This window comes from Cellvibrio sp. QJXJ, from assembly GCF_024452345.1.
In the GTDB taxonomy this organism is placed as follows: domain Bacteria; phylum Pseudomonadota; class Gammaproteobacteria; order Pseudomonadales; family Cellvibrionaceae; genus Cellvibrio.
In genome coordinates, this window is sequence record NZ_CP101662.1 from 3,822,637 (window position 1) to 3,835,889 (window position 13,253).

Below are 13,253 nucleotides of genomic sequence, written 5' to 3' on the forward strand. Positions count from 1 at the left end.
AGGATTAACATTTACTGCGTTTTAATGTTGATCCAGTTGAGGTTCCACTCTTGGCCAATGGAGCTGAGCTTGAGTGTGTAATTACCGGGTTGCAGAGCAATCGCACCACTGCTTTGGGTGATATAAGTCTGCCAGCCGCCAGTGGGTGCGAGGGTTTGGGTATCCACAATCGCACCGTCAATCAGCGCATTAAAACCGGTGCTACCTGTTTGTGACGCGAGGCGGTACTCAATGATGTAATTGCCCGCTGTTTCCACTTTGATTTTGTATTCCACAAAATCGCCCGCTTCAAAATGCCCCACGTTTTGTCCGCCGCCGCTATCACCGGTATTTTCGCTTTGGCTGCCACTCTGTGCGGTGTAATTTTCCGCTTCGATTTTGGCGGGCACCGGGGTGAAAAGTACGGGTGTATTCACTGCATCACTGGCGTAGCTTTCGGCGATGTTGTTGCGCGCGGTCACTGAGTAGTAATAGGTTTGGTCTTCACTCAGGTTGCTGTCGGCATAACTGGTGACGGCGAGGTCTTCGGCGATTAACGTGCCTTTACTGCCCGCCGAATTGGAACGGTAGACGTTATAGCTAATGTCGGTGCCCGGTGTTGCAGTCCAGGTCAGCGATGCGTTGGTGCCGGTTACTGTCAGTGCCAAACCGGTAGGGCGATCCGGGTAGTCGAACACATCGTTGTGTTCATCGGTCACCAGCCAATGGGCCAGACCTTCATGCACGTCGTAACCGACTTCGCCGTAGCTGGTAAATAACGCTTCAATCTCCTCGATGGGCGCGGTGGTGAAATCCACTTTGCCCGCGCTATCCACCACATCTTTACCGGCGACCGGTTCTTCTTCAATCAGGTAGATCTCGGCCCAGGTATTGGTGCTGCCATTGCCTTTAAATACGCCGCTGAAACTGTAGGTTTGGCCGCCTTTCAGGGTGATTTGCTGGTAGAGCGCGCCGTTGATTTCACCCTCTACACCGCTCGGGCGAGTGATGTGCAGTACCGCGCCGTCGCTGCCGGTTGGGGCTTTGCTGGCGTCGGTATTGTTGTAGTTAAAGTTGAGCGCGCCGCTGATGGTGAGTTCAGACCAACCGCCTGCCGCGCCAAAGTTGCCGTTAGCGATCAGCTCCTCGTTGGTGGCGGTGTTTTTAAGGCTGATGCTGTCGAAGGTCACATCAGGGCTCGCGCCGCCGTTGGCACCGGTTTTTATCACCAGGTAATAGGTTTTATCCTCGGTGCCGCCGGTGGTAATGGTGGTGGCTTTTTTGGCGCAGGCCTCGGCAAAACTGGAGTCCCAGTTGTTGCAATCCCAGGTGCTGGCTTTGGTGATCATGCCCACACCTGTGTCCAGGCTGGTGTTGATCTCGTTGGTCACCATGCCCCACAGGCCGTTGCCCTGGCCGCCGGCAATCGTCACCAACTTGTACGACCAACTGGTGGAGGCCCAATCGTAGCCCGCAAAAATATCGTAGGTCGCGCGGCCGATTTTGCCACCCAGCTCCAAACCAGCGCCCTGCCAGGGCTGGAATTCACCCATCAGCATCGGGGTTTGCAGTTCCTCGAGTTTGGTATCCCAGAAACACACGCCGCCTTTGCCGTCCTGACCGCATTTCAGCCAGTCGCGATGGATATCGTAATGGCTGTCGTTGGGTCTATCGCCAAACAGGCCGGGGTAGGGGTGGAGTTGAAAGGCAACGTTGGTCATACCCTGTTCAGCCGGGTCGCCATACACATCGATGCTGCCGTAATGGCTGTGCAACATAATGATGTGTTTATCGTCGATGGCGCGGATGGTGTCGTACAGCTCCAGCACGCGCTCGGCCATGTCTTCCGGGGTGGAACCCCAAGGTTCATTGAGCGGGTCATAAGCGGCGACGACGGGTTCGTCTTTGTAGCGGGTAGCGATCTGTTCCCACAGCCACTTGGTGCGATCCTGATATTCGCTGTTCGTCCAATACTGATTCTGGCCGGAGCAGCCGGTGTGATCATTCGGCGTTTGGCCGCCCAGTGCGCCGTGCAAATCCAAAATCACATACATGCCGCGCTCTTTCGCTTCGGCAATTGCCCAGTCAATGTAATGCCAAGCGTCTGCACGCAGGGTTTTGGGGTTCTTTTCGTCTTCGATCACGTTCCACAAAATCGGCAGGCGTACCACATTAAAACCAAAGGCCTGCAACTGATCCCAATCGCGCTCCTTGATCCAGTTGTCGCGGAATAGTTTGATCAACCGCTCCTTTTCGTCGTAACCAAAACGCTCGGTCAGCTCGGCCTCCAGCGTACATTGGTCATGCACCCCATTGCCGCCCTGGCCCATCATCCAAAATTCCTGTACCAACCAGTTGCCCAGGTTGGTGCCTTTCAGGTGAACCTGTCTACCGCTGGCTTTCACCCACTTGGTGCCATCGGTTTTGAGCATGGTCAGCCCTTCGGTATCCGGCGCGAGGCTGCTGCTCGCCGCGCTGGACGACGACGGCGCAACCGACGATGACATCGATGAGCTGGAAGGCAACCCGGCCCGCACCCCCTTGTCACCCTTATCGCCACCACAGGCCACTAAACCCAGCAAGCAGGCGCTGAGCAGGCTGAATTTAAAAGCAGGGGCGATGATGGAAGAAAGCCGGTTTGTGTTGGTGAGAGTTGTGTCTTGGGGGGATAAATTCTGTTGAGTCATAGCATTGTCTCTTATTCTGTTGATGCTTATTGTTTGCACCCACACGGGTGCTAAACGCATCTTTCCCCAAGACAATGCTCTCCCGCGCCCGACTAAATTTATTCGAACCGAAAAAAGTGACGTTCGGGTAAACGCACCCCAGCCATCCGCGTAGGCGAACGTCCCACCTTGTTATTTTGGATGTGGATCTATCGTAAGTGGGACGTAGGTTGGAAGAGCGCAGCGACTTCCGACATAAATCGGCCAAAGTGGTGTTTGGCCGGGTAAGGAATGGTTTTGATAAATGGTTGTGAGGGCTGGTTCAGTGCGCGCCACGGAGAGTTATTTCGAGGAGCTTTATTGTCGCTTCGGAGATATCAATTTTTGCTGGCATGGACGTGGCCTCGTTTAACCTATAGGTCAGCATAATGGCCTATAGGTTGAGATCAACCTACTCCTCCGGTAGAAAAACTCCCAACAATGCCAGTGTAAAAAGAGCTGCGCCCAAAAAGATCCAGATGCAATTTGCCCAGGTAATCGTCCGGTTGGATTTCCCCTGCGGGTCATTACAGCTCACATTAATAGCGCGCTGCGCTTTGAGTAGCGTCAGTCCATATACCAGTGTTAGTGGTATTGGCATAAATGCAAAGAGCGCACCCAGGGTGCCCGATGCAGGAATCCTATCAATAACATTTGAAGTCACAAGCGCGATTACCCCTACAGTCGCCCAAGCAGTAGCATTCCATTTGAAATCCTTGCCTGTATCTGTAATGCGCCTGTCAATCACGGAAAATAATGCGTGGGTAAAAAATATCGAAAATATCGCCCGCATAACCGGTATAGGTTTGTGGTCATTGTACGCAGCCTTATATAGCGTCCAGTTCTTGTAATGCCAATACACGCCAAACAAACCAATCGTAAAAAAGAACAGGGTAAAAAATTTCGCTGGAGATACCACATAAAAAGCGGGGTCTACTGCACCTACCTCAGTATCGACAAGGTTTGCTTCCGGTGCGGCGTAAATATTGTCTTGCATAAGTACGTCCTGTGTTTTGGGTTTGTTTTTATTGTTAGATCTTGGTCAAGAGCCCGGCCTAAATGTAGTGCGCATCTCATGAAGCAAGTTGTTGTGATTCGGCCAAGCGCAAGTAGCCCCTCAACGTAGGTTGGGCGGTAATGCCCAACCTACGTGCTATTTTTTACCATAGTCGCTTGTTATGTGCTTATTTCAATTTAATAGCCTCTAAAATATTTAAGACCGGTATAAAATTGTTGCTTTCTATTACTCGAATAGAACAGCCAACAAAATGCTGTCATAAACGCCATAACCAATATAGAAAAAATAACTGCTTCTGCGAAAAGAGTTTTGTCGAAATGAACTCCAAGTAATACTCTTAACGCAATAAGCGTGGTTACTGAAGAAGCAGAGCACAAGAGCCAAGAGCGCCAAACGTACCCCCAAGTTCCAATTTCCAGTACTACGTTGGATGATCTTTTGGTCTTCATTACTCCTCTGATTTTGACGATCAAGTAGACCGACCAGAAGCAATATAAAATGCTGAATATGAAGTAAACTAACAGTAAAAATAGAGATACCCCAGATTCTTCGTAAAGAAAGTCAGATAGAACCGGAATAAGCGATAGTGCAGCGAGAATTATCAATGCTCGTTTTCGCACTGGGTGCGAGAAAATATCTGACAATGATTCCATCATTGATTCCTATTACAAACTGTCCAGCGCACGAAGTGCGCGAGTTGCTACACTTTGTTATGATATTACTTTGCCACAATGTGTTTGTATTTATAGCGAGTTATGAAAACCAGAGATACACCAACAATAAAAAGAATTGCGCCAGGTGCAGCCTGAAGAATTTTAGATTCGGCACCTAATAATTTTATATACCAGTCGGATGCTCCAGAAACCCCAATTACAAAAAGATAAATTCCACCAATGATAGCGACTAACCCCAACAACAAGCCCGCCAAAGAATACATAAATTGATATTTGGCTAGAATTGCTTGAGTTTCTTGTGGTGTGGATTTGTTTATTTGTGAGCCATTAACAATAAGTGTTCCATTGTTTTTTGGTATTTTTTCCATAATATTTTTACTCGCTTGATGCTGGCTCGCCAAATTTAGATGTTATTTTCTCAAGTATAGATTTATCAGCGTTAAAGGATAACTTACCGTTCTCTAGGCGTATTTGTGTTCTAGCCATTTCCTCTTCGCTTAAAAATGTAGCAAGCTTAGCTTTAGTTCTTTCCAGCACCACTTCTGCGACATTAAAATTTCCTGTTCTTCTTGTTGGCATAAATTGTCTCCGAATTGGTAAATCATAACGTTAATCACAACGGCAGTTTGTAAGTTGTGCGTTGTGGAATACTTTGCGAAGCAAACCACATAAGCGCGACTTACAAACTGTCCAGCCGCGCAGTGGCGAGTTGCTGCGCCTTGTTATGAATTTTAGTTTTACAAATGCGATGCTACGATGAAAAAGAATTCAAAAGCAAATTAACCTGCCCCGCCAAACCTAAAGCTCTACCTCTAAAGGCTTCCCCTTCAGATTTCTTTAATTCTGATATAGTTTTAAATACCGCTTCATAGTATGAGCGCTGATTGTCAGTCAACTGAACCCCAGAACAAAGCTCTGCGATATCCTTCGCTAGAGTTTCAAGCCTACCTTCTTTAAAGGAAGGATTATCCGCAAGAGATGTGCCGGCTGATATATGTTTTGAATTAAGTCTGATTCTTTCAATTTGTGTATTCATACTTTCCTTCTAAGACTTCATAACAGTTTATTAAATTGCACCAACAATATAACCCGTAGAACGTTATTCCAACTAATTTGTTGTAGTGCTGTATAACTCCAAAAAAGTGGATGAACTCTCAATCGATTTGGCTCGTGCTAAATCAAAGGGTTAGCTATCACTCCGAATTAATTATGGAGTTATACGGCACAAATAATCTCAATTAGTTGCAGTGCCCATTTGGCCGACTTTTCGCTTTGGTCACAAACTCGCCCTTCAAATCCGTTGCGGTTCGTAAACTCAGTCGACGCGACCCGCCACAACCTACAGGTACACCGCCGGTATTAATTTCCGCATCAGCTTGCAAATATTTTGGATAATTGGAAATAAAAAATCTGCGTTGCCAAAGCAAGCAAAAAACGAGCGAGGGTGTTTGGAGTGGGGAAGGTGCAGTGCTTTTAATATCCGTAATCCATAGCAGCCAAGTCGTGTATCCAAAATCCGTAATACATTTCCTTGTGGTGCTTACTGCTGTCGTCATTCCTGTGACGGGAACCGCATAGGGTAGGCGGTTTGGTGTGCGGGGTAATATTACAGCTTATTACAATCTGTGCAACGCGCTTTCGGGAAGGTTGGTGCCTTGGTTTTGGGTGAGCCAAGGCGCGGTGTTTATTTTAATGGGAAATGAATATCGGTAATAAGGTCGCATTCGTCGACCTCATGGATGAAATTTACGTAGTGGAAAAAGCAGGGATAGTCGCGAACTTCTTCGCCACTGTTCGGCAGCCATTCGCGATAAAACGCGTAGATGATCGTGTCGAGGGTATTGTAGCTGCCGGTGTGGCGAATAACGGCGCATTTTCCGCCGGGAATTATTCCTGCTTTTACACCGTAATCGTTCTCGGGGATCTCTGTATCGATGGTGCCGCATACATCCCAACGAAATTCTTCTGGCTCAGTGGTTTTGGGGTCGCTATAGGGAATGCCGAATGTCTTGCTGGTTTTTACCGGCGAGAGTCCGGTAGCTTTACGCCATGCAATAAATTTTGCCGCAGTTTCCAGTGTTTTTTCTGGTGCTCCCCGGTGTTCAATGAATGCAATATTTGTTTTTTCAAAATTAATGACGTTGACCTTCATGGTTATTTCTCCGTAAGGTTTAGGCTGAAATTGAAACCGCATATGCCATTCTGGCCAATTGGGTTCCGCCCTGAATTCAGAAGGCGATTGATCAAAAGTGCGTTTAAAGGCCCGCGCAAATGCTTCCGGGCTTTCAAAGCTGGCTTCCAATGCAATATCAATAATCCGTTTTTCACTTTCAAACGCTAAGCGATAGGAGGCTCGTTTCAGTCGGGTCAACTGAATAAAGCGTGTCACACTCATGCCCGTGTAGGCCATAAATACCCGATGAAAATGGTATTTGGAAAAGGCGGCAACATCACTCATTCGCTCAAGTGTTAAATCCTGATTGAGGTTCTGATTAATGTATTCGCAAACACGGGCGATGCGTTTGTCGTAGTGGTTTGTCGGGTTATTGCTCATGCCAATCCTTCACGTTTCAGGTGCAGCGCATAATGCGAGTTTTTCGCGTGCCTTGTCCTGATTGAGATTGCGCAGTCTAGTGATTTTATGGTGGTGTTGCACAAACAAAAAAGCCGATGCATTGCTGCATCGGCAAAGGACTGTTGTTAATTAACTGCCTTAACAACAGGGCTAGAGAGAAAATGTTTTGTTAAAAAATCACAGCGGGTTTAATTGGAACCAGTTGATATTCCAGCCGCCTTTTCTGACAAAAATCGATAAATCCTGTTGCCCCGCCGTGAGGTAAACAGTGGTGGAAACGGTTTGCCAGTTTTGCCAGCCGCCGGTGTTGGGGACGTTGATGGTGCCTAAGTCCGAACCGTTTCTGCTGAGCACCAAAATGCCGCCGGTGTAGGGCGATGCCACACGCACTTGCAGGGTGTAATTGCCGGTGCTGGGGATGTTGATGGGGTAGCTCATCCAGTCGTTGTCGTCGGTGCTGGCGGCGTTGAATCCGCCACCAGCGTCGGTGGTGGTTTCCATGCGGATGCCGTTGTGGTCTTTAAACATTTCCGCTTCGATGCGCGTGCCCACGGTTGGTTTCCAATTCATCCAGGTGGCGATGCTTTCATTGCGCACCAAGGGCTGGGTGGAGAATTGGCGGAACCAGTTTTCGATTTGCGCGGTGCTGGCATTACTCACGTTGATCGGGCTCATGCCGCCGCCATTGCTGCTGTTGGTGACCATGCCCCAGTTCCAGCCGCTGGTATCGCCGTTGGAGCCGTTTTGCGAAGTGGTTTTCCACGCCCAGTTAGTCGCCGCCCAACCATAGCTGTTGTAGATGTCGTAGGCTTTGCGCGTCATCTGGCCGCCGTAGCTGCCCAGCAGTGTCCAGGGTTGGAATTCGCCGACGAGGAAGGGCGTTTGCAAGCTGGTGATTTTGTTGCGCCAATCGCAGCTTTCACCCAGGCCGTTGGGATTGCAGTGCAGCCAGTTGGCGTACATGTTGGCTTGACCGGCGCCGTAAGCGGCGGTGTCGTTCCAGCCCCAGAGGCCGGGGTAGAAGTGCATCCAGGTGGATACGTTGGTCAGGCCGCGGCTGTTGGGGTTGCCGTAGGCATCGATGCCGCTGTTATGGCCGGGCAGTAAAATCACGCGGGTGGGATCTTTGGCGCGTACCACGTTGAACAGTTCGTAGGAGCGGTTGGCGAGGGTGGTGGCGTCGGTGCCCCAGGGTTCATTCAGCAAGTCATACGCGGCGACGGCGCTGCGGCCGTTGTAGCGCTGGGCGATCATGTCCCACAGCCATTTGGTGCGGTCCCAGTAGCTCGCGTTAGTCCAGAGCTGCGCCGCGCCGATGCAACCGTCGTGCTGCTCACTGGCCGCCGCTTGCCCGCCGACGGTACCGTGCAAATCGAGGATGGTGTACATGCCGCGTTTTTCCGCTTCATTGATCGCCCAATCCAGGTATTGCCAGGCGTCACTGCGCAAGGTGTAGGGGTTGTATTCGTCCTCGATCAAACTGTACAGGAAGGGGATGCGCACTACGTTCATGCCCATGGCCTGCATCATGTCGAAATCGCGCGCGGTGATGTAGTTGTCGCGGAACACTTTCATCAAGCGTTCTTTTTCCCCGTTGCCAAAGCGCTGCGCCATCACCGATTCCAGTGTGCACTGGTCGTTCACTGCGCCGCCGCTGTGGGAGATGATGCCGCCCATCATCCAGAATTCCTGAATCAACCAGTTGCCCAGATTGGTGCCGCGCAGATCCACACGCTGGTTGGTATTGGCGTTCACCCACAGGTGGCCGCTTTGTTTGATCGCGGGCAGCGGCGTCCAGCTTTGGGTTTGCACCGGCACAACCCTGAACCAGTTGAGGTTAAAACCACCGGCATTTACTTTGATGCCAAAGCGATGCACACCCGCGCTCAAATTCACGCGCTGTTTTACCGTCGTCCAGTTCTGCCAACCGCCGGTATTGGGCAGGGCGAAGTTGCCATAGGCCGGTGTGCCGCCCGCTTCTTCAAAGGTGATGTTGCCACCGCCGGTTGCACTGGCGACGCGATATTCAATGTCGTATGCGCCCGTAGTTGTGATATTGACCGGGCTATTGCTGTAGGAGAGCCAGTCGTTGGCATCTATCCAGCCGACGTTTTGGCCGCCACCGCTATCGCTGGTATTTTCCAGCTGGATGCCATTCATATGACTGTAGGCTTCGGCTTGTATGGTGGCGGGCACATTGACTTGGCTGGTTGCGAGCTGACTCAGGAGTGCACTGGAAAGGCCCAGTGCAAGCACTGACCAGGTGCGAATTGCTGATGGTTTCATGGGTTTATACCTGTGACGTTATTGTTATTACGGTTTACGCGCCCCCTATTCCGCGTTACTGCGTTTCCTTGTTGTGGTTCTTATTGATGTCGGTCGGGCGGCGTTGGCTGCACTCTAGGCAAGCGTGTAACAGCTGTCGTTCGACAGCGGCGAAAGGGTGCAAAAAAATGTAAAGCGAACCCGTTCGAGCAAACAAAAACTGCTCGAACCATGGGCGTAAAAGCCGCTAAATAGCGGGAATTGATGGGGGTAGAGGCACCCGTTTGCACTGAACCTGACGGTGGTGTGCCACTTCGCTGCCGCAATAGATTTATGCTGGCTCAGGGCTGGCAGTTTCTATAGTATCCCTTGTGACACAACCAAGGCGCGTTCAACCACTACAACAGCGTCACAATAAAAAGTATTCGGGGATCACCTATGGATTTTGTAGTTTTCAATTTTCACGACGTTATTTTGCTGATGACCGCCATGCTCTGCGGTTTTTTTGCGCTACTGCTGATTGCTACCAACCCGCCCAATAACATCAGCAATTATTTTCTCGCGGCTTTTTTAATCGCCCATGCCTTTATTCCACTGCATGAATTAATTCTGTGGGGCGCCGATTTCAAATTGCAGGTGCGCACCCATGCGCCTGGTATTTATTTTATTGGCGGCTTCGCCTACTACCTGGATGCCGTGCTGCTCTACTTTTATGTGAAATCACTGGTATTCCGCGATTTCCACCTGCGCCCCAAGGATTATCTGCACCTGCTGCCGCTCGCATTATTCGGTGTATTTATGCTGCTGGCCTTCTACCGTTTCCCTGCCGCTACACGCCTGGAGTGGATCAACAGCGAAGCCTTTGTGTACAGTTTTGGTTACATCGGGATGGATTTCTTTTGTAAGTTCCTGCGTGTTGGCTACTGCGTGGCAGGCTTTTTGCTGATCTACAAATACAAAGGCATACTCAAAAACACCCACTCCAATATTGAAAAGGTGGATATCCTCTGGCTCAAAATATTGGTGTTGGGCTTTTTGGTGGTCACCGCGATGGAGGCATTTCTGGCGCTCTCCAAAGCGATTGGTTTTGCCGCCGGTTATGATTTTCAGGCGCCGCACCCCAGCGGCAACGTGATTGAATACATCGGCTTGAGTGGTTACTACGCGCTGTTTGTATTGGTCTGCACCCTGGTATTTACCAGCATGCGCTACTTCAGCAATTTTGAAGCAGTGCGCCAAAAAGACAGTAGCAATAGCGGTCGTGAACCGGCTAAAAAATCCGCGCAGGAAAAACTGCTCAACCCCGAGTATGCAGAAAAAATCGACAGCATCATGCGCAGCCAAAAAACCTATCTCAATCCGGATTTAACACTGGATATGCTGGCTGAAAATTTGTCGATCCCGGCGAAAGATTTATCCATGATTATCAACCGCCATTTCAATTTAAATTTTTACGAGTTCATCAACGGCTACCGGATCGAGGAAGTGCAAAAGCGCCTGCTGGATCCGGCCAATAAGGACAAAACCATCACCGACATTTATCTGGAAGTGGGGTTTAACAGTAAATCGGTATTTAATACCTTCTTTAAAAAACTGGTAGGGAAAACACCGTCTGAGTATCGCCAAAACCCGCAGAAGGTGGCGATGGCCGCTAAATAATTTCACTACTGGAGCTAAGGAAAACATGATCAACAGCCACAGCACACACAGCAAGCAAACTACAAAAAAAATCAGCACCAAAACACCACTGGCGATTGCCTGTGCCATATTGCCATTACTTGCAGCACCCAGCTGGGCAGCAAGCGAATCGGCAGCGGTAGAAGAAGTGATTGTCACCGCCGCCAAACGCGAACAGCGCCTGCAGGATTATGCCGGTGCACTCAGTGTGGTGAATAATTTTCAAGGCGTAAAAAACATTGGCGATATCGCCGCGCAAGTGCCGGGTTTAAATATTGTGGATGCCGGCCCGCGCAACCCCACCGGCTTAATTATTCGCGGCCTGCGCATGGATGAAATTGACTCCGGTGATTTGAGCGGCGATGGCTCTTTGGTGGCAAGCTACGTCGATAATATTCCGCTGCAAGGCTATTTTGTACCGCCGTCTTTCAGCCTGAAAGATCTGCAGCAAATAGAAGTGGTACGCGGCCCCCAAGGTACACTTTACGGTAATGCGTCTGTTGGTGGTTTGATTCGCTACGTGACCGCCAAACCGGATTTGGAAAAATATTCAGTACGCGCGAGCGGTGAGCTGTCACAAACCAAACACAGCGACGATTTAAGTTACGACACAGATCTGGTAGTGAACACGCCATTAATCGATAACACCCTTGGCCTGCGTTTATTGCTCGGCAAAACCGACAATGCCGGTTTTATCGACAACCCCTATTTATTGAGCGGCGCGCAAGAGGACATCAACGACGACCAAACCAAACAGGCGCGTGTTAGTTTGCTGTGGCAAGCGAGCGATAATTTCTCGCTCAATAGCAGCTATCACTATCAAAAAATAAATGTCGGTGATCGCCAGGCCGCGAATGAAAGTTTTACGGGCGACGACTACACCGCCTCCAGTCGCTACTTGCAACCCATGGAAGGCGAACTGCAATTAGCAAGCATCGACGCCACTTACGATATGGGTTTTGCCACACTCACCGCGAGCGTGAATCGCTACGATTATGCGCATAACGAGCGTGCGGATCAGACGGATTTGTACATAGGTCTGGATGCTGCTTACTACGACAATGCTTACTTTACACCCTTTGAAGATCTTTCCGCTTACAACGCCAGCACGGTGGATGTGGTGAAAGACAGTGCTGAATTGCGTTTGGTCTCTGACAGTGAGCAGCCTTTGCGCTGGCTAATCGGTGGTTTTTATAGCCGCGATGATCTTGATGTTTATATGAGCGATTTTGTGCCCGGCTTTAATGACTATCTGGATGCCGGCCTAGCAAGTGATGCAGAGTACATAGCGACCCAGCAGGAAGTGCTCGATGAATATTCAGCCTATGGTGAGTTGGCTTACGACTTGACATCAAAATGGGAAATCAGTGGCGGTGCTCGCTTTTTCCGTTACGACGATAAATTGAATGTGACTAAGGCTTACCCCTTTGAAGATTTTGCAAGTGTTGAGCGGGGCGATGATGTTATCGATGGCACCCTGGGCAAATTGGGCAGCCGCTATAAATTTAATGAAGATCTGAGTATTTATTTCAGTGCAGCCGAAGGCTTTCGCCGTGGCGGCGCAAACCTGACACCACCCGGTGTAACTACTAATACCTTTTATGATCCGGATAAAGCCACCAGCTATGAGTTGGGGTTACGCAGCGAGTGGTTCAATCAACAATTGCAATTCAACGCCGCGGTGTTCTCCACCGAGTGGGAAGACATCCAAGTAAGCACCACCGCTGAAGATGATGGCCGCTCCATTACCGCCAACGCGGGCGAAGCGCGCTCCCAAGGTGTTGAGCTGGAAGTATTTGCACAATTGCCCGGCGGTTTTAGCCTGCGCAGCAATTACACCATTATCGATGCCGAGCTAACCGAAACCGTGGAAGCTATTGACGCGTTTGACGGTGACCGTTTACCCGGTTCACCACGCACTCAGTTCAGCGTGGCGCTGGATTATTTGCAAGCGATGGGCAGCGTGGAATGGGATGGTAGCCTGAGCTTCCAACGTATGGGCGAGGTATACACCGCACTCAACGAAAGTTATTTCAATTATCAACAATTGGATAGTTACAACACTGCCAATGCACAGGTTGGTGTAACACTGCGTAATTGGCGCTTGGGTGCTTTTGTGAATAACATCGCCAATACCCGTGGGATTACCGGCGGCCGCGCGGATGATTTTTATGGTGACCAAGGTCAGTTCGAATACGTCACTCGCCCGCGCACCGTTGGTCTGTCGGTGAGCTATGAGTATTAACAATTGATAGTACCGTTATTTAAATAATCACGCGGTATCGTTTCAGTCGCTTTCCGGGAAGAGGGCGACTACACAATCAAAAGGCCGTTGTTTTTGATGTGTTGTTCACCTAGGG

At 49.8% G+C, this 13,253-nt stretch carries 9 protein-coding genes; 2 read left to right on the top strand and 7 right to left on the bottom strand.

Annotated features, from left to right (window positions below; all coding sequences use genetic code 11):
- Positions 1–11: 11 nt before the first annotated feature.
- The 7 genes from NNX04_RS16480 to NNX04_RS16510 form a co-directional block, all read right to left on the bottom strand.
- The gene (locus NNX04_RS16480; RefSeq protein ID WP_261946488.1) at positions 12–2,666 is read right to left on the bottom strand and encodes a cellulase family glycosylhydrolase; all 2,655 of its coding nucleotides are present in this window, start codon (positions 2,664–2,666) and stop codon (positions 12–14) included.
- Between the two features lie 430 nt (positions 2,667–3,096).
- On the bottom strand, positions 3,097–3,681 hold the full coding sequence (locus tag NNX04_RS16485) for a hypothetical protein (protein WP_261946489.1): 585 nt from the start codon (positions 3,679–3,681) through the stop codon (positions 3,097–3,099).
- Positions 3,682–4,420: 739 nt separating this feature from the next.
- Positions 4,421–4,744 carry a hypothetical protein gene (locus tag NNX04_RS16490; protein WP_151055776.1) on the bottom strand — a complete coding sequence of 108 codons (324 nt, stop codon included), beginning with the start codon at positions 4,742–4,744 and terminating at the stop codon, positions 4,421–4,423.
- Positions 4,745–4,751: 7 nt separating this feature from the next.
- A complete protein-coding gene (locus NNX04_RS16495) occupies positions 4,752–4,955 on the bottom strand; it encodes a hypothetical protein (RefSeq protein ID WP_151055778.1) in 204 nt (67 codons plus the stop codon).
- Between the two features lie 172 nt (positions 4,956–5,127).
- Positions 5,128–5,412, bottom strand: a complete 285-nt coding sequence (locus NNX04_RS16500; protein ID WP_261946490.1) for a hypothetical protein — start codon at positions 5,410–5,412, stop codon at positions 5,128–5,130.
- A 648-nt stretch (positions 5,413–6,060) separates the two neighbouring features.
- Positions 6,061–6,930 carry an AraC family transcriptional regulator gene (locus tag NNX04_RS16505; RefSeq protein WP_261946491.1) on the bottom strand — a complete coding sequence of 290 codons (870 nt, stop codon included), beginning with the start codon at positions 6,928–6,930 and terminating at the stop codon, positions 6,061–6,063.
- A gap of 198 nt (positions 6,931–7,128) precedes the next feature.
- On the bottom strand, positions 7,129–9,237 hold the full coding sequence (locus tag NNX04_RS16510) for a carbohydrate-binding protein (protein ID WP_261946492.1): 2,109 nt from the start codon (positions 9,235–9,237) through the stop codon (positions 7,129–7,131).
- A gap of 417 nt (positions 9,238–9,654) precedes the next feature.
- On the opposite strand from NNX04_RS16510, the gene NNX04_RS16515 reads away from it, so the two are divergent.
- Complete coding sequence (locus NNX04_RS16515; protein WP_261946493.1) at positions 9,655–10,875, top strand: helix-turn-helix domain-containing protein; 1,221 nt, start codon at positions 9,655–9,657, stop codon at positions 10,873–10,875.
- A 25-nt stretch (positions 10,876–10,900) separates the two neighbouring features.
- The gene (locus NNX04_RS16520) at positions 10,901–13,138 is read left to right on the top strand and encodes a TonB-dependent receptor (protein ID WP_261946494.1); all 2,238 of its coding nucleotides are present in this window, start codon (positions 10,901–10,903) and stop codon (positions 13,136–13,138) included.
- Positions 13,139–13,253 lie beyond the last annotated feature (115 nt).

Bases quoted from the DNA above. Each gene is read 5' to 3' on its own strand.
- NNX04_RS16520 (WP_261946494.1), top strand. From the start codon at position 10,901: ATGATCAACAGCCACAGCACACACAGCAAGCAAACTACAAAAAAAATC.
- NNX04_RS16510 (WP_261946492.1), bottom strand. From the start codon at position 9,237: ATGAAACCATCAGCAATTCGCACCTGGTCAGTGCTTGCACTGGGCCTT.
- NNX04_RS16515 (WP_261946493.1), top strand. From the start codon at position 9,655: ATGGATTTTGTAGTTTTCAATTTTCACGACGTTATTTTGCTGATGACC.
- NNX04_RS16485 (WP_261946489.1), bottom strand. From the start codon at position 3,681: ATGCAAGACAATATTTACGCCGCACCGGAAGCAAACCTTGTCGATACT.
- NNX04_RS16505 (WP_261946491.1), bottom strand. From the start codon at position 6,930: ATGAGCAATAACCCGACAAACCACTACGACAAACGCATCGCCCGTGTT.
- NNX04_RS16490 (WP_151055776.1), bottom strand. From the start codon at position 4,744: ATGGAAAAAATACCAAAAAACAATGGAACACTTATTGTTAATGGCTCA.
- NNX04_RS16500 (WP_261946490.1), bottom strand. From the start codon at position 5,412: ATGAATACACAAATTGAAAGAATCAGACTTAATTCAAAACATATATCA.
- NNX04_RS16495 (WP_151055778.1), bottom strand. From the start codon at position 4,955: ATGCCAACAAGAAGAACAGGAAATTTTAATGTCGCAGAAGTGGTGCTG.
- NNX04_RS16480 (WP_261946488.1), bottom strand. From the start codon at position 2,666: ATGACTCAACAGAATTTATCCCCCCAAGACACAACTCTCACCAACACA.